Raw genomic sequence first — 16,404 nt, forward strand, 5'->3', positions numbered from 1 at the left:
CGACAAAGCACTTCCCTTATACGGCGAGCAGTTACTGAGCCACCCCACCATGCAGTACGCGGAACTCTTCTGCCAGAGTAACTTCTCCTTCCTGCAGGGTGCATCGCACCCGCAGGAACTGGTGCGCACCGCCCATGAACTGGGCTATACCGCACTGGCGCTGACCGACGAATGCTCCCTCTCTGGCGTCGTCCGTGCCTACGCAGAACTTCAACAGCTCAAGCAGGAAGGAAGCCAGCTTAAGCTGATCTGCGGGAGTTTTTTTCGTTTGGAGAAAGAAAATGAAACCGATACAGAAAGAGCGGAGAAGAAAACCAAGTCCAGGAAAAAAGATTCAGAAAGCACCCAGCAGATCGTACTGCTGGCCCCAACCCGCAGTGCCTACAGCGAACTCTGCCAACTGATTTCCACCTCGCGCCTCCGGGCCGAGAAAGGCCAATACCGCATCTACGTCAAAGACCTTCTGGAGAGCTGCCATGAGTGCATCGCCCTCTGGTTACCCGCTGAAAAACTCGAGATACCGGAGACGGTCAGACAGCATTTCGAGCGGCGCCTCTATCTAACTATAAGCAACCAACTATTGGGCCAGCAGAACATGCAGGCCCAAGAGCTGATCGACTTTGCCCGACGAGAAAAGCTCCCACTTGTCGCCACAAATGCGGTGCTAATGCACAGCACCAGCCGTAAGCCCTTGCAGGATGTGCTTAATGCCAATTATCACCACTGCACTCTGGAAGAGCTGGGTTACCGTCTGGAACAGAATGCCGAGCGCTACTTGCGCACCCTGGATGACATAGCCCGACTATTCCCCCATGAAGGGATCGACAACACCATAAGAATTGCCGAGCAGTGTCACTTCTGCCTGAGTGAGTTGAGGTACCAATATCCCTCCGAAGTCATACCCAAGGGCAAGAGCGCCAGTGCATATCTACGGGAACTGGTCGAGGCGGGGCAGCAAGTACGCTGGCCCCAGGGCGCGGCCACGCATATTGCCGAGCAGATCGAAAAAGAACTCAGCCTGATCGCCGAACTGGAGTACGAGCACTACTTCCTCACTATTTACGACATCGTCCAGTATGCCCGCAGCCAGCATATCCTCTACCAGGGGCGCGGCTCTGCCGCGAATTCGGTCGTGTGCTATTGCCTATTTATCACCGAGATCGACCCCCACTGTATCGGCCTGCTGTTTGAGCGCTTTATCTCCCGTGAGCGCAATGAGCCACCCGATATTGACGTGGATTTCGAGCACGAGCGGCGCGAGGAAATCATCCAGTACATCTACAACAAATACAGCCGTGATCGCGCCGGCCTAGCCGCCAGTAAAACCACCTACCGCTTCAAGAGCGCATTGCGGGATATCGGCAAGGCACTGGGTATCGGTAGCGCCACCATCGAGCAGCTCATCGCCGAGCGCGCCTGGTGGGACACCATGGACGATTTCCCCAAGCAGATGCAGAAAGTGGGGATCGATCCGGACAGCGCTACCGGGCGGATGCTGCCAGAGTTGATGGGACAGATTTACGGCTTCCCCCGTCACCTTTCACAGCATGTGGGCGGATTCGTGATTACCGAGCAACCCCTGCACACCCTAGTGCCGATCGAAAATGCCGCCATGGACGACCGCACCATCGTGCAGTGGGACAAGGAAGATATCGAAGATCTGAAACTGATGAAGGTGGATATCCTCGCGCTGGGTATGCTCACCGCCCTGCGCAAGTCACTGACCTATATCGGCCTCTACGGACCCAAGCTACGTCTGCAGGATATTCCGCCGGAGGACCCGGCCGTCTATGAAATGATGTGCCGTGCCGACACCGTGGGTGTTTTCCAGATCGAATCCCGCGCCCAGATGAGCATGCTGCCGCGCCTGCAACCCCGGAACTTCTACGAACTCACCATCGAAATCGCGATCGTGCGCCCAGGCCCCATTCAGGGCGGCATGGTGCACCCGTACCTCAAGCGCAAGCAGGGCCTGGAGCCTGTCACCTACCCCCATGAGAACCTGCGCCCGGTACTGGAGCGCACCCTGGGCGTACCGATTTTCCAGGAGCAGGTGATCAAGCTGTCGATGGTCGCCGCCGGCTTCAACGGCGGTGAAGCCGACCAACTCCGCCGTGCCATGGCCAGCTGGGGAAAAAACGGCAACCTCAATACTTTCAAGGACAAACTGATTCAGGGCATGCAGGCCAACGGTTACCGTGCCGACTTCGCCGAGCAGCTGTTCCAGCAGATGAAAGGCTTCGGCGCCTATGGCTTTCCAGAATCCCACTCCGCCAGTTTCGCCCTGCTGGCCTACTTCTCAGCCTGGATCAAACACCACCACCCTGCGGCCTTTTACTGCGGTCTACTAAACAGTCAACCGATGGGCTTTTACGCCCCCGCCCAGCTGGTTTACGACGCCCAGCGGCACAATGTGAAAGTGCTGCCAATTGACGTGCTCTACAGCCACTGGGATCACCAGCTGGAGTTAACATCATTTTCCCGGCACAAGCCAAGACCCAGCCCCCTAGAAGCGAAAAAAGCCCCCATGCTCCGACTCGGTATGCGCCTGATCAAAGGTTTCGAACAGCACAGCGCTGAGAGCATCTCTAAATTGCAGCGGAGTCACCGCTTGACCTCTTTTATAAGATTTCAGCGACTTACTGACCTGAACCGAGAGCAAGTCGCTTTGTTGGCTAGTGCCAACGCATTCACAAGCCTGAGCGAAAACCGCTACATCAACACATGGCAATCATTTGAGCAGGGGGACACAAAAAAAGAACACCCCGCCCACACCCCAGCAAATTCCGCCGAAGACCACACCTATAGCGATTACTCAAGTATCGGTCTTAGCCTGCATGAACACCCCATTTCACTGCTTCGCAAGAAACAGCGATTTCGAGCTCATGCCAGCGCACGAGACTTAGCCAATTACCAAGATGGGGAGCAGGTAACAGTTATGGGGCTAGTAACCTGCCGACAAAGGCCCGGAAGTGCATTGGGTGTGATTTTTCTAACACTGGAAGATGAAACGGGGATTATCAATGTGGTTGTATGGGAACATGTACAGCGGAGATTTCATACCGAAATCATTCAGGGAAAAACCCTTGAAGTATGTGGTTCAGTACAGCTAACGGTGCATTCCGGATCAAAAGAGCATCGGAATATACACCTTATTGCAAAAAAAATAAGCTGCCTTTCATGGGACGAACACCAAACAGGCAGGGACTTCCACTGAACCTGATTAGGGTGTGGGGAATTCATACGTTCCCGACAATTTCACCTGCATAGGTACAGGAACCAGAACAAAGTGATATTAAAACAGACAACCCATTTGCAAGAGCAGGTAAATATAAACTGCCAATATATTTACATAAGCACTAATTATCGACACTCTAAAGGCGCATATTTGGCCGGCAAAGTGCCAGCAACAACACTACCAAAGCCGCGATCAGTTGCAGTTACATTAGTCGCGGATGCACATGCCCAATCAATCCCCCCTACGGAAGCCTGCGTCGGTTCGTTTAAAGCCACATTCGGAGTAAAAACCACTGTCTGACCATCCAAGCCTGTTGGGATACCATTGCTGGCATTTGCTTCAATTTGAATCTGAACATCCCAAGGCGCACCTTCAGTAATTACCACATTTTTTACATACTTGGACTGCTTCTGCGTTATAGGAACCGCATTGTGGCCAGCCGCTGCAGCAGTCATGCCGGTAACACCGCCACTCTCATAACCCTCGCTCAATAGAGACTTTACCGCTGAAGCAGCAACCACACCCTCACTCACCTTAGCGCGCACGGCATAATCCCTGTAGGCGGGTAAAGCAACAGCAGCCAGAATGCCAATAATTGCCACTACGATCATTAACTCAATCAAAGTAAATCCATGCATTCTAGCCATTTCACCTGCCTCCATGCAGATTTTTGGTTCCGATCCATTCCTCAGGAAAATAGGTACCAAACAGAAACAACTTCCCATGTCAGCGCAACCAGTAAGCGGCGCAGAAAGAACCTGGTCCAGTATAGACAGAGGTTCAAAAAGTGCACACGAGGAAAAGGATTCAGCGCCGAATTTTTAAAGGCAGTCACGGCAGCGCCGGAAGTGTATTTATTCAATTGAACGACGAGCACAATTGGATGGCTCAACAAGTGCGCACTCCACCGATCGCTCGTGATCAACGAGCCTCTGAAACTTCACCACAAAGTGCTGAAAACCTGCAGGCATGCGCCGGCAAAGAGGGTATTGAGGATATGAGCTATCAGGCAAACAGTTCCGATTAACCGGATCGCAGCTATGATTTAATTTATTCCAAACAGGAAACAAATGAATTACATATACAGCGGGATCGACATCAGGCCACCGCAACAAAACAAACTACTCAAGTTTTCATTCATGCATCAAAAGGGCTCAAGAGGAACTAGCTCAAGGACCTCTTCCGAATTCAAGTCGACCACTGCCACAACATTTTTGCTCTTTGCAAACACTGGAACGTAAGAAAAGCCTTGCCCTCCTTCACCGTATTGCTTTGCAACATACTGCAGCCCTGGGGCGCCCTTGTTGCGAACTTTTAACTCATCCAAGGTAAGACTCGCACTTCGCAAAGCTTCAGTTTTACCCTGCAAAACCTGAAAATATTGCGGGTAGTTCTGGATATCATCCCCGCCAGCAACGGCCTGCAAAACGATTTCCTTCGCCTTGCTTTCATTCTCTGGCAGTTTTGCCGATACAAATTTGGGGCCCCACAATGGCGCTGATGAATAATCCGAGTAGCCTGCCTCTGCAAAGTTTTCTTCAGAAATTTCATTGGCATAAACAAGATCAAACCTGCCTGCGTTGAACACCGCAAATGCGGGGCGTGCGATGAATACTGAATAGACGCCGTAAGTCAAAGCCGCCAGCTGTAGAAAAACGACGACACACAGGTCGCGTCGCAATTCTTTTTTGCGCGGGTTGAAGATAATCAATGTCAGTAACGGTCCGAGAACGACATCAATAACAACGAGGAGAAGAAAGATTTCACTCACACCGCTGGCATAGGCAAAGCCACCCGGGTACCAGACAGAGAAAACCAATAGAGCACAAACAGAAGCGACCAACGCTGAACCCAACAGGTGCCAAGCGGAGGCAGAGAAACGATTCATTGACAACAACATAGACTCACAATCAAAAACGCCCGCGATCGCGGGCGTTTTTAGCATTCACTTTTACAAAGCGATTAGCGGCACTCGGACGGTGCATATTTAGCCGGCAGGGTACCAGCAACAATGCTACCAAAGCCGCGTGCAGTTGCAGTCGCATTGGTGAGGGAAGCGCAAGCCCAGTCAATGGCACCTACAGAAGTAGCTACTGGCGCACCAATTGCCCCAGCTCCGTCGTCAACGTTAGGGGTGAATACCAGCGTATTTCCATCGAGAGTCGCCGGGATACCGTTGTTAGCGTTCGCCTCGATTTGGACTTTGATATCCCATGGAGAGGCCGCTGTTACGACCACATCCTGAACGTACTTAGACGCCTTTTGAGTTATCGGAGTGGCGTTATAGCCGGTAGCCGCAGCGGTCATGCCACCGATACCACCGCTCTGGAAAGCCTCACTCATTACCGACTTGGCGGACGAGGCAGCGATTACCGCTTCACTCACCTTGGCACGCACGGTGTAATCCTGGTAGGCCGGCAGCGCCACCGCAGCCAGAATGCCGATGATCGCAACCACGATCATCAATTCAATAAGAGTAAAACCCTGTTGTTTTTTCATTGTAACCGTCTCCATACAGACATTGTTGTTCGAGTGAAATCCCGTGAGGAAGTCGGCGATAACAATACAAGCTTTGTGCCAATTCGCGCAAGCGCGCTGATGTCACAGAACTCCACCGTTGTCGCTCACTTTTCGAACAATTTTTTTTGCCTTCTCCACCGATTCGAAAGATGTGACGTAAATTGTCAACTCTTAGCACAAAGTGACAATCACACAGCAGCGTCGATCAGTAATTAAACAACTCCTCCCCCACCCTCGCTTTGTCACCCCTCTAAATAACCTCTTTCACCGATTGGATACCAGCCTTCGCCGACATGACGATCAATAGAGCTGCGAAATAGATACATGCATGCTGATTGATAGGCCTCTCAGTCATCACCTACCGTGATTGGCCTAAGGCATTGAATTCGCTATATTGAAGTACTTGAAGCGCCGGCTATTGAACACCCAGCCATAAGTGGTGACAAAGATTCAATGAGCGCCCAGCCGAACAAAAAATAAACAGCAATTGCATACAAGCATTGCCTTCACCGAGTGTCAGCACGGTAGATCATGAGCAGTATTCCTCTAAGTGGCCTTGCCAAACGGCTGGTAGCAGACCAGAAACTGGATGAATCCACAGCTGTCTCCGCCACCAAGGCGGCTCAGCGTGAAAACCAGACTTTTGCCCAACATGCGGTTGAAGCCAAACTGATCAAGAGCCGTGAGCTAGCCAGTATTGCCGCCAGCGCCTTCGGCTCCCCTCTGTTCGACCTCAGTGGTTACAATTTCGACCTGATGCCCAAGGGGCTGGTCGATGATCGCCTGATCAGCAAGCACTTTGCCCTGCCCTTGTACAAGCGTGGCAACCGACTGTTTGTAGCCGTAGCAGACCCTACCAACCTGGCCGCACTGGATGAACTCAACTTCAATACCGGCCTGAATACCGATGCGGTGCTGGTTGAAGCTGACAAACTTGCCAAGGCAATCGACAGCTACCTCTCCAACAGCAATGACATGGGGGCAGGCCTTGATGGAATGGATGATGAGGACCTTGATGCCCTGGATGTAGAGGGTGGCGAGCCTGATCAAGCGCAAGATGATAACCCTGGCGGCGACGAAGCCCCGGTTGTACGTTTTGTAAACAAAGTACTCCTCGATGCCATCCGTTCAGGCGCTTCGGATATCCATTTCGAACCTTACGAGAAAGCCTATCGGGTCCGCTTCCGTACTGATGGTGTGCTGCACGAAATAGCAAAGCCGCCCATTCAGCTGGCCCCGCGTATCTCCGCGCGCCTAAAGGTCATGTCCAAGATGGATATCTCCGAGCGGCGAGTCCCTCAGGATGGCCGTATCAAGATGAAGCTGTCCAAGACCAAGGCAATCGACTTCCGGGTCAATAGCCTCCCGACCCTCTGGGGGGAAAAGATCGTACTGCGGATCCTTGACCCCTCCTCTGCCAAACTGGGCATCGACGCGCTCGGCTATGAGGAAAGTCAGAAGAAGATGTACCTGGATACCCTTGCCCAGCCACAGGGCATGATTCTTGTGACAGGCCCTACCGGCTCGGGTAAGACGGTCTCCCTCTATACCGGCCTCAATATCCTCAATACCGCCGAACGGAACATCTCCACCGCGGAGGACCCTGTGGAGATCAACCTGGAGGGGATCAACCAGGTTAACGTTAACCCCAAAGTGGGCCTTAACTTTGCAGATGCTCTACGCTCTTTCCTTCGCCAGGATCCCGATGTGGTGATGGTAGGTGAGATCCGTGACCTGGAAACAGCCGAGATTGCCATCAAGGCAGCCCAGACGGGGCACTTAGTGCTATCAACCCTACACACCAACTCCGCTCCAGAGACACTGACCCGCCTGATGAATATGGGTGTGCCCACATTCAACATCGCAACTTCGGTAAGCCTGATCATAGCCCAGCGGTTGGCCCGTAGGCTCTGCAACGAGTGCAAAAAGCCGGTTAACCTGCCGGATGAAGTGCTGAAGGAAGAAGGGTTTGACTCAGTCACTATTCCAAAGAACGAATGGAAGATATATCAACCCGTGGGCTGTGAGCACTGCTCTAAAGGCTACAAAGGCCGGGTGGGCGTCTATGAAGTAGTTCGCATCACCGATGGCATCTCCAGAATTATCATGGAGGGGGGTAACTCCATACAGATTGCAGACCAAGCCCGCAAAGAGGGCTTTAATGATCTGCGCATATCAGCCCTCCGCAAGGTGGTGATGGGAATAACCAGCCTAGAAGAGGCAAACAGGGTTACCAATGATTAAACCAGCCTGCAACGCTGGAGTCCGGCCTACACCGGTATAACGATACAAGTTTGAAAGGCTTATTGGACGCGGTTCTTGCCGCGGCAGAATAACAACAGGAACGAAACCATGGCCAATGCCACCGCAGTCGCTTATGTCTACAAGGGCGTGGACAATAAAGGCAACAAGGTCGAGGGAGAGATCAACGGCACCAACCCCGCACTGATCAAGGCACAGTTGCGTAAGCAAGGAATTATTGCCAGCAAAGTCCAGAAAAAACCAAAGCCGCTTTTCGGCGGCAATAAGAAGATCAAGCCCGCCGATATTGCTCTTTTCACACGGCAGATGGCTACTATGATGAAAGCCGGTGTGCCGCTAGTGCAGAGCTTCGAAATCGTAGCCGATGGTCTAGATAACGAGGGAGTGAAGGGGCTAATCTTTAAGGTTCGGGATGACGTAGCCTCCGGCACTTCTTTTGCTGAAGCATTGCGCAAGCACCCCCTGTACTTTGATGATCTGTTCTGCAATCTGGTGGCCTCCGGAGAACAATCAGGTGCCCTGGAAACCATGTTGGACCGGATCGCCACCTACAAGGAGAAAACAGAGTCACTTAAGGCCAAGATCAAGAAGGCAATGACCTATCCTATCGCGGTTATCGTGGTAGCCATTGTGGTGACCTCAATTCTCCTGATCAAAGTTGTCCCACAGTTTGCTGAGACCTTTTCCAGTTTTGGCGCCGACTTGCCTGCCTTTACTCAGTTAGTGGTAGGCATGTCGGAGTGGATGCAAGCTAACTGGTTCTTCGCCCTGGTAACGATAATCGTCCTGATTGGCGGCACTCTTGAAGCTAAAAAGCGCAATAAAAATGTTGCCCATCTTTTTGATCGGCTGATCCTAAAAACGCCGATTTTTGGGGCCATCACATACAACGCAATTACTGCTCGCTTCGCCCGCACCCTATCAACGACATTCGCCGCAGGTGTTCCTTTGATTGACGCGCTAAAATCCGTAGCAGGTGCCACAGGAAATAGTGTTTACGAAGAGGCCACACTCAAAATTAGAGATGCGGTGGCAACCGGTATTCCCCTAAATGTAGCAGTGAGAAGCTCCGGCCTTTATCCCTCCATGCTGATTCAAATGGCTGCTATTGGTGAGGAATCCGGTGCGCTAGACGACATGCTTTCTAAAGCTGCGGATTTCTACGAAGAAGCCGTAGACAATATGGTCGATAACCTCACCACACTTCTTGAACCGATGATCATGGCGGTTCTTGGTATCCTTGTCGGTGGCTTGATGATTGCCATGTACCTGCCGATCTTCCAGCTGGGCCAGGTGGTGTAAAAAGAAATCCACAATGCTCGATATCTTGATCTCCTATCAGGCGCTGCTCTTGGGCAGCGCTTTTATTTTGGGCCTGCTGATCGGCAGCTTCCTCAATGTAGTCATCTACCGCCTGCCGATCATGATGGAGCGGGAATACAAGCGGGATTTCTATAGTTACTTTAATCAGAAGCCTGATCCGACCGAAAAAAAGGCTCTCGAAGAAACCTTCAACCTGATCCTCCCCCACTCCCACTGCCCCAACTGTGATGCCGAGATCAAACCCTGGCATAACATCCCGCTAGTGAGTTACCTGCTTCTTGGAGGTAAGTGCGGTTTCTGCGGAACCAAGATTTCCAAGCGCTATCCGCTGGTGGAGCTGGTGACCGGTCTGCTGACTGCAGTTGTGGTTTGGCAACTAGGTTTTACCTGGCAGGCGCTGGCAGGCTGTGTGTTTACCTGGGCCTTGGTTGCGCTGACCGGGATCGACTTCGACAAGCAGTTGCTACCGGACCAGATCACCCTACCCCTTCTTTGGACGGGCTTGGTGATCAATATCTGGGGCGCGTTTGTGCCGTTACAGGATGCGGTGATTGGTGCAGTGGCCGGGTATTTGTCGCTTTGGGCGGTTTATCACATCTTCAAGTTAGTGACCGGCAAAGAGGGCATGGGAGCCGGGGACTTCAAGATTCTGGCAGCCATTGGGGCCTGGTTTGGCTGGCAGATGCTGCCGCTGGTGATTCTGCTCTCTGCTGCGGTGGGTGCGGTAGCCGGGCTGACCTGGAGTGTGATCGCAGGGCGGGACAAGAACCTACCAATCGCGTTTGGGCCCTACCTCGCCGGCGCCGGCTGGATTGCCATGCTCTGGGGTGAGAAGATTGTGGGGTGGTATCTGGCCTATTCAGGCCTTGGGTCGTAGGCCGGAACCAGAAGTCGGGTTCGGTAGTTTCTCGATTCCGGCCTGCGCCGGGATGACGATAGTTAGCAGTAGCTAGGGACGATATGATGGCTCGCTATATTGTCGGTCTGACTGGTGGTATCGGCAGCGGCAAGTCCGCAGCGGCAGACGCCTTTCGGGAGCATGGTATCAAGGTTGTTGATGCCGACTGGGCTGCGCGAGTGGTTGTGCAGCCCGGGCGCACGGTGCTGGAACAGATTGCCGGGCATTTTGGAGCCGGGGTGTTGCTTGAAAGTGGCGAGCTGGACCGGGCCCGACTGCGACAGCTTGTATTTGAGAATGAGGCGGAACGCCGTTGGCTGGAGGGGCTTCTGCACCCTCTGATCCGCGAGGAAATTGTTCAGGCCCTGCAGTCCGCCTCCAGCCCCTACGCGATTCTGGAGTCACCACTGCTAATCGAGTCCGGGCAAGATACACTGGTACAGCGAGTCTGCGTGGTGGACGTGCCAGAGGAGATGCAGATCGCCCGGGCCAGTGCCCGCGACCGCAACGATCCCGAGCAGATACGCAAGATTATGGCCGCCCAGCTGCCGCGTTTGGAGCGACTTAAGCGCGCCGACGATGTGCTGGACAACTCCGGCGACCTGGCCAGCCTGCAAGCCCAGGTCCACACGCTGCACGAACACTATCTGCAGCTGGCTAATGAACACGATTGAAGAGTTATGAGTAGTAAAAAAGCCGCATCCGACAAACCCTCAGTGCCCTGCCCTACCTGTAAGAAGCCGGTCGAGTGGGGTGCGGACTCCCCCTTTCGCCCTTTCTGCAGCGAGCGCTGCAAGCTGATTGACCTGGGGGAATGGGCCAGTGAGGGGCATAAGATTCCCGGCCAGCCAGTTTATGACGATGTGCTGAGTGAGGACCTGGATCCCGATAAGACCCGGCACTGAGGCCGACCGGACAGCTCCAAATCCTTCCCCCTGATCTCCTACCAGTGCCAACTCCTGGCTCAGTGGTTTCTGGATGCCGGCGTGAACTGCGCTGCTCTTACGCGTCGCCGGCATGATGACGGTAGGTACAGCCCTCCTCTCCCGGCTCAAGAGATCTGGCTACCGCGACCTACCCCGCAACCTCACTCTTGTGAATCGCCTCGATAATCGCCTGATTGGCATCCGGAAACTGATAACTATCCAGCTCTTCCCTGCCAACCCAACGTGTCTCCTGCCCTTCCAGTCCGCTTGGCTCACCGCTGAACGATGTCACCCACCAGGTATCTAAAAACACCGTCTTTTCAGGGTACTCGTGGCGGATTTCGGTTAGCGGCTGGACCGCTTGTACTTCGATGGCAATCTCCTCGCGCAGCTCCCGTGTCAGTGCGTCCTGCACACTCTCTCCCGCTTCTACCTTGCCTCCGGGAAACTCCCAGCGGCCGCCCATATGCAGGTGGTCGGGACGACGGGCGATCAGAATGCGGCCGTCTTGGCCGAGGATTACGCCAACGGCGACGTGGATAACTTTGCTCACGAAGACCTCTATGCCTCTATCAAGATGCCACCGTTATACGGGGCCGTCGTTGATTTCTCAAGGCGGGCAAATCCATCTTTAAGATGCTCAACTGGCAGATTCGAGACAGAGGAAGGCGTTACGAGGGCAGGACCTGCAATTTGCCCCAAAATCGCCCCGGGCCAAACCACAAGAAAGCGATTACAGTCCTCTAGGGCTCCTGAGTTGCGGGCGCTTCCGGCACTTCTCGCTGCTCGTCACCGGTCTTGACCGTGTCGACCATAAAGCGACCGAACATCAGGATGGCGAGCACGATCAGGATCGCCCAGACAAGTTTCATCACCAGCTTGGCTCCTAATTTGAGGTTGGAGACTTCACTGATAGGTATAGCATTGCATGGTGTGGACCCGTCACTATCAGCGGCAGGGCCCACGCCTGCAGCTGTCAGGTACGGTACTCGGCGTTGATGGTCACGTAGTCGTGGGAGAAGTCGCAGGTCCAGATATGCTCCTGGCATTCGCCGCGCCCCAGATCCACCGTGATTGTAAATTCAGGCTTGGAAAACACGCTCTCGCCCTGCTCCTCGGTGTAGCTCCCGGCGCGCCCACCGTCCTGCACGACCTGTACGTCATCCAGAAAAATGTTCACTTTGCCCGCGTCCAGTCCGTCGATACCGGCATTGCCGACAGCCATCACCAGACGCCCCCAGTTGGGGTCTGAGGCATAGAGTGCCGTTTTGACCAGGGGAGACTCACCCACTTCGAATGCCACTCGCAAGGCCTCTTGGATGCTCGCAGCGCCGGTCACCTGCACAGTGACGAACTTGGTTGCCCCCTCCCCGTCTTTGACGATTGCCTGGGCCAACTCGATATGAACATCGATGATCGCCTGTTTAAGGCGCGCGAAGTCCTCACTCTGGCCATCGACAGCCTGGCCTGTAGCGCCGCTGGCGATCAGGACACAGGCATCATTGGTGGAAGTGTCACCGTCGATACTGATGCGATTGAATGACGCCGCCACAGCCTCCTGCACCAGCGTATCGAGTAACGGCTGGGCAATTGCAGCATCCGTGGCGACGTAAGCGAGCATTGTGGCCATGTTGGGCTGGATCATCCCGGCCCCCTTGGCGATGCCGGCAATACGAATCTGCTCACCGGCCACTTCGATCGTGCGACTGGCAGTCTTGGGCTTGGTATCGGTGGTCATGATCGCCCTGGCCGCCGCATCCCAGCCATCGGCACGCAGCTGCTCGGCTGCCTGCGGTATACCGTCCAGAATGCGCTGTAGCGGCAGGTGCTCGCCGATAACACCCGTGCTGAACGGCAGCACCTGACTGGGCTGAATATTCAGCGCCGTGGCGACCGCTTCACAGCAGGCACGCGCATCGGCGATTCCCCGCTCGCCGGTGGCTGCGTTGGCATTGCCGGCATTCACCAGTAATGCCCTAACTGTACCGCTCTTGATGTGCTCTTTCGCCACCGTTACCGGTGCCGCGCAGAACGCATTTTGGGTAAAGGTCGCAGAAACACGGGCCCCTTCATCGAGCGCAACGAGCAGCAGATCATCCCGCTCCCAGTTCTTGATCTTCGCCGGCACGCTGGCCAGACGGATTCCCGGAATTTGCGGCAGAGAATGTTCAGACATGACTGTTAGGGCCAACGGGCCTCCCCGGCTGAGCCACTATGGATGAAAGCGGCAAGACTAGAAAGATGACATTATCGAAGCCGGTAAAGCACGAAACAAGCAGAAATCAACGATTCCTGCGGTTTCGAAAATCCAAACAGCAGATAATTTTTACCTGCCACAAAAAAATGCCCCGCATAAAGCGGGGCATCGGAGATTTGCGCCCATCAATGATGGGCTCAAACGGAGTCTCAGCCTTGCTGGGTCGAGGACGCCAGCTTGCCGTGGCACTGCTTGTACTTCTTGCCGGATCCGCAGGGGCAGGGGTCATTACGACCGACCCGAGGGCCGCGGCGAGCAGGCTCAGGTGCTGCCTCGGGTGCCTGTTCGGCCCCCGGCATGGCAGATGCCTGGGCGTGCTGGAGCTCCAGCTGCTGCTTGCGCTGCGCTTCGATGCGGCGCTGTTCCATCTCTTCCATCTGCTCGCGGGTCATCGGTTCGACGTGAGCCAATACGCGGACCACCTCGTGCTTGAGGTTATCCAGCAGACTCTGGAACAGGTGGAAAGACTCGCGCTTGAACTCCTGCTTCGGGTTCTTGTTGGCGTACGCACGCAGACCAATACCCGCGCGCAGGTGGTCCATGCTGGCCAGATGCTCTTTCCACAGCTGATCCAGCACCTGCAGCATGATCTGACGCTCGATGGTGGGCATCAGGTTGGTATCACCGGTGGACTCACCGATACGGGCTACCTTGGCATCGTAGGCTTCCTGGGCGGTGGCGATGATCTTCTCGCGCAGGCTCTCCTCGTGGAGGGTACGGTCTTCGTCCAGCCACTGCTGGATCGGCAGCTGCAGGCCGAGTTCGCCGGCGAGTTGCTTCTCGAGGCCGGGGGTATCCCACTGCTCTTCCACGCTCTGTGGCGGCACGAAACCGGAAATCAGCTCGTCCACCACGTCCGCACGGATGGCGGTGATGGTGTCGCTGATGTTCTCCGCTTCCAGTAGTTCGTTGCGCTGGCTGTAGATCACCTGGCGCTGGTCATTGGCAACGTCATCGTATTCCAGCAGCTGTTTGCGGATATCGAAGTTGCGACCTTCTACACGGCGCTGGGCCTTCTCGATGGCATTGGAGACCATACGGTGCTCGATGGCCTCACCCTTCTCCATGCCCAGCATCTGCATGAAGTTCTTCACCCGGTCGGAGGCGAAGATGCGCATCAGGCTGTCTTCCAGCGACAGGTAGAAGCGGGTTACACCCGGGTCACCCTGACGACCCGCACGGCCGCGCAGCTGGTTATCGATACGGCGGGATTCATGACGCTCGGTACCGATGATGTGCAGGCCGCCGGCCTCGATCACGGTTTCGTGGCGCTTCTTCCACTCTGCTTTGACCTGTTCGATCTCCGCTTCAGTGGGCTGGCGGCCCTCCTTCTCGCGCAGCTCCTCGACTTCCGCCTCCCAGTTACCACCGAGCACGATGTCGGTACCACGACCGGCCATGTTAGTGGCGATGGTGACGGTCCCGGGGCGGCCGGCCTGGGCGATGATCTGTGCTTCCTTCTCGTGGTACTTGGCGTTCAGCACCTGGTGTTTGATGCCGGCCTTGGTCAGGCGGCGGGACATCTCCTCTGAAGTCTCGATAGAGGCAGTACCCACGAGGATCGGCGCCTGCTTGTCACGGCAGTACTTGATGTCCTCGATGATGGCATCCATCTTCTCTTCTTTGGTCAAATAGACCAGGTCGTTCAGGTCTTCCCGCTGCTTCGGCTTGTTGGTGGGAATGACCACCACGTCCAGGCCGTAGATCTGGCGGAACTCGAACGCCTCGGTGTCGGCAGTACCGGTCATACCGGCCAGTTTCGGATAGAAACGGAACAGGTTCTGGAAGGTAGTGGAGGCCAGGGTCTGGCTCTCGCTCTGGATCTGCACACCCTCTTTCGCTTCCAGTGCCTGGTGCAGGCCCTCGGACAGGCGGCGGCCCGGCATGGTGCGACCGGTATGCTCATCGATCAGCACTACCTGGCCATTCTGCACGATGTAGTCCACATCGCGGTTGAACAACACGTGCGCGCGCAGGGCGGCGTGTACATGGTGCAACAGGCCAAGGTTGCCCGGTGCGTACAGGGAATCCTCGGGCTTGATGAAGCCGCCACGGACCAGCAGGTCCTCCACCAGCTGGTGGCCCTCTTCGGTCATTTCTACCTGGCGGGTCTTCTCGTCTACGGAGTAGTGACCCTCCCCACCCTCAACGGCACGCTCCAGCTGGGGTACCAGCTTATTCATGGCCAGGTAGAGATGGGAGGAGTCTTCCGCGGCACCGGAAATGATCAGCGGGGTGCGGGCCTCATCGATCAGGATGGAGTCCACCTCGTCGACGATGGCGAAATTCTGCGGGCGCTGTACCCGGTCTTCCTTGCGCAGCACCATATTGTCGCGCAGGTAGTCGAAGCCGAATTCGTTGTTGGTGCCGTAGGTAATGTCCGCCTGATAGGCGGCCTTCTTGTCATCCGGGTGCTGCTGGGAAACCACCACGCCGACCTGCATGCCGAGGAACTCATACACCGGGCGCATCCAGTTGGCATCGCGACCGGCCAGATAGTCGTTGACAGTCACGATATGAACGCCCTTGCCTTCCAGTGCGTTCAGGTAGGCGGGCAGCGTGGCCACCAGGGTTTTACCCTCACCGGTGCGCATCTCGGCGATATGGCCCTCGTGCAGGGTCATACCACCAATCATCTGTACGTCGAAGTGGCGCATACCAAGGGTACGGCGGCTGGCTTCGCGTACTGCGGCGAAGGCCTCGGGCAGCAGCTTGTCCAGGGTCTCGCCATCGGCGAGGCGCTGCTTGAACTCGTCAGTTTTGGCTTTCAGCGCGGCGTCGTCGAGCTTCTGGTACTCGTCCTCGTAGGCGTTGATCTTCACCACAGCCTTGCGCATGCGCTTGATCTCGCGGTCATTTTTTGAACCGAAGACCGTTTTTATCAGTTTGCCAATCATTATCTAGAAACCACTCAATCCAAATTGCAGGTCCGGCCCTCTTCCGGGGCCGGCGTCTCACGGCAACGAGGCCGGAGACCGAC

The 16,404-nt window shown here is 55.2% G+C and carries 13 protein-coding genes; 6 read left to right on the forward strand and 7 right to left on the reverse strand.

Translation table 11 applies throughout. From position 1 onward, the window contains the following. Positions 1-49: 49 nt before the first annotated feature. Complete coding sequence (locus AUP74_RS16645; protein WP_069948545.1) at positions 50-3,217, forward strand: error-prone DNA polymerase; 3,168 nt, start codon at positions 50-52, stop codon at positions 3,215-3,217. A 146-nt stretch (positions 3,218-3,363) separates the two neighbouring features. On the opposite strand, the gene AUP74_RS16650 is transcribed toward AUP74_RS16645, so the two are convergent. The 3 genes from AUP74_RS16650 to AUP74_RS16660 all read right to left on the reverse strand — a co-directional run bounded on the left by AUP74_RS16650 (position 3,364) and on the right by AUP74_RS16660 (position 5,737). After that, entirely contained in the window at positions 3,364-3,900 is a 537-nt protein-coding gene (locus AUP74_RS16650) for a pilin (RefSeq protein ID WP_269465979.1), read from the reverse strand. 482 nt (positions 3,901-4,382) lie between these two features. After that, positions 4,383-5,183, reverse strand: a complete 801-nt coding sequence (gene tfpZ, locus AUP74_RS16655) for a TfpX/TfpZ family type IV pilin accessory protein (RefSeq protein ID WP_158514578.1) — start codon at positions 5,181-5,183, stop codon at positions 4,383-4,385. 17 nt (positions 5,184-5,200) lie between these two features. Continuing rightward, on the reverse strand, positions 5,201-5,737 hold the full coding sequence (locus AUP74_RS16660) for a pilin (RefSeq protein WP_069948983.1): 537 nt from the start codon (positions 5,735-5,737) through the stop codon (positions 5,201-5,203). 552 nt (positions 5,738-6,289) lie between these two features. Between AUP74_RS16660 and pilB the strand changes: the two genes are divergently transcribed. From pilB to yacG, 5 genes are all read left to right on the forward strand, one after another. Next, on the forward strand, positions 6,290-8,002 hold the full coding sequence (gene pilB / locus AUP74_RS16665) for a type IV-A pilus assembly ATPase PilB (RefSeq protein WP_069948547.1): 1,713 nt from the start codon (positions 6,290-6,292) through the stop codon (positions 8,000-8,002). 108 nt (positions 8,003-8,110) lie between these two features. Further along, positions 8,111-9,322, forward strand: coding sequence for a type II secretion system F family protein (locus AUP74_RS16670; RefSeq protein ID WP_069948548.1), 1,212 nt, complete (start codon positions 8,111-8,113; stop codon positions 9,320-9,322). Positions 9,323-9,335: 13 nt separating this feature from the next. Then, positions 9,336-10,220, forward strand: coding sequence for a prepilin peptidase (locus AUP74_RS16675; RefSeq protein ID WP_069948549.1), 885 nt, complete (start codon positions 9,336-9,338; stop codon positions 10,218-10,220). Positions 10,221-10,303: 83 nt separating this feature from the next. Then, entirely contained in the window at positions 10,304-10,915 is a 612-nt protein-coding gene (gene coaE / locus AUP74_RS16680; RefSeq protein WP_069948550.1) for a dephospho-CoA kinase, read from the forward strand. Between the two features lie 6 nt (positions 10,916-10,921). Further along, the gene (yacG, locus tag AUP74_RS16685) at positions 10,922-11,146 is read left to right on the forward strand and encodes a DNA gyrase inhibitor YacG (RefSeq protein ID WP_069948551.1); all 225 of its coding nucleotides are present in this window, start codon (positions 10,922-10,924) and stop codon (positions 11,144-11,146) included. 169 nt (positions 11,147-11,315) lie between these two features. Here the strand turns inward: yacG and mutT are convergent, their stop codons facing one another. The 4 genes from mutT to secA all read right to left on the reverse strand — a co-directional run bounded on the left by mutT (position 11,316) and on the right by secA (position 16,321). Then, on the reverse strand, positions 11,316-11,720 hold the full coding sequence (mutT, locus tag AUP74_RS16690) for an 8-oxo-dGTP diphosphatase MutT (RefSeq protein ID WP_069948552.1): 405 nt from the start codon (positions 11,718-11,720) through the stop codon (positions 11,316-11,318). A 190-nt stretch (positions 11,721-11,910) separates the two neighbouring features. Next, the gene (locus AUP74_RS17520; protein ID WP_257785519.1) at positions 11,911-12,042 is read right to left on the reverse strand and encodes a hypothetical protein; all 132 of its coding nucleotides are present in this window, start codon (positions 12,040-12,042) and stop codon (positions 11,911-11,913) included. Between the two features lie 101 nt (positions 12,043-12,143). Then, the gene (argJ, locus tag AUP74_RS16695; protein WP_069948553.1) at positions 12,144-13,343 is read right to left on the reverse strand and encodes a bifunctional glutamate N-acetyltransferase/amino-acid acetyltransferase ArgJ; all 1,200 of its coding nucleotides are present in this window, start codon (positions 13,341-13,343) and stop codon (positions 12,144-12,146) included. Positions 13,344-13,573: 230 nt separating this feature from the next. Then, positions 13,574-16,321 (reverse strand): preprotein translocase subunit SecA, encoded by a 2,748-nt coding sequence (gene secA / locus AUP74_RS16700; protein ID WP_069948554.1) that lies wholly within the window; start codon positions 16,319-16,321, stop codon positions 13,574-13,576. Positions 16,322-16,404 lie beyond the last annotated feature (83 nt).

Origin of the sequence: Microbulbifer aggregans, assembly GCF_001750105.1 — a bacterium.
Lineage (GTDB): Bacteria > Pseudomonadota > Gammaproteobacteria > Pseudomonadales > Cellvibrionaceae > Microbulbifer > Microbulbifer aggregans.

Coding starts and splice junctions, on each gene's coding strand:
- AUP74_RS16645 (WP_069948545.1), top strand. CDS start 50: ATGCAGTACGCGGAACTCTTCTGCCAGAGTAACTTCTCCTTCCTGCAG.
- yacG (WP_069948551.1), top strand. CDS start 10,922: ATGAGTAGTAAAAAAGCCGCATCCGACAAACCCTCAGTGCCCTGCCCT.
- AUP74_RS16650 (WP_269465979.1), bottom strand. CDS start 3,900: ATGGAGGCAGGTGAAATGGCTAGAATGCATGGATTTACTTTGATTGAG.
- coaE (WP_069948550.1), top strand. CDS start 10,304: ATGATGGCTCGCTATATTGTCGGTCTGACTGGTGGTATCGGCAGCGGC.
- secA (WP_069948554.1), bottom strand. CDS start 16,321: ATGATTGGCAAACTGATAAAAACGGTCTTCGGTTCAAAAAATGACCGC.
- AUP74_RS16660 (WP_069948983.1), bottom strand. CDS start 5,737: ATGAAAAAACAACAGGGTTTTACTCTTATTGAATTGATGATCGTGGTT.
- argJ (WP_069948553.1), bottom strand. CDS start 13,343: ATGTCTGAACATTCTCTGCCGCAAATTCCGGGAATCCGTCTGGCCAGC.
- AUP74_RS16675 (WP_069948549.1), top strand. CDS start 9,336: ATGCTCGATATCTTGATCTCCTATCAGGCGCTGCTCTTGGGCAGCGCT.
- pilB (WP_069948547.1), top strand. CDS start 6,290: ATGAGCAGTATTCCTCTAAGTGGCCTTGCCAAACGGCTGGTAGCAGAC.
- tfpZ (WP_158514578.1), bottom strand. CDS start 5,183: ATGCTAAAAACGCCCGCGATCGCGGGCGTTTTTGATTGTGAGTCTATG.
- AUP74_RS16670 (WP_069948548.1), top strand. CDS start 8,111: ATGGCCAATGCCACCGCAGTCGCTTATGTCTACAAGGGCGTGGACAAT.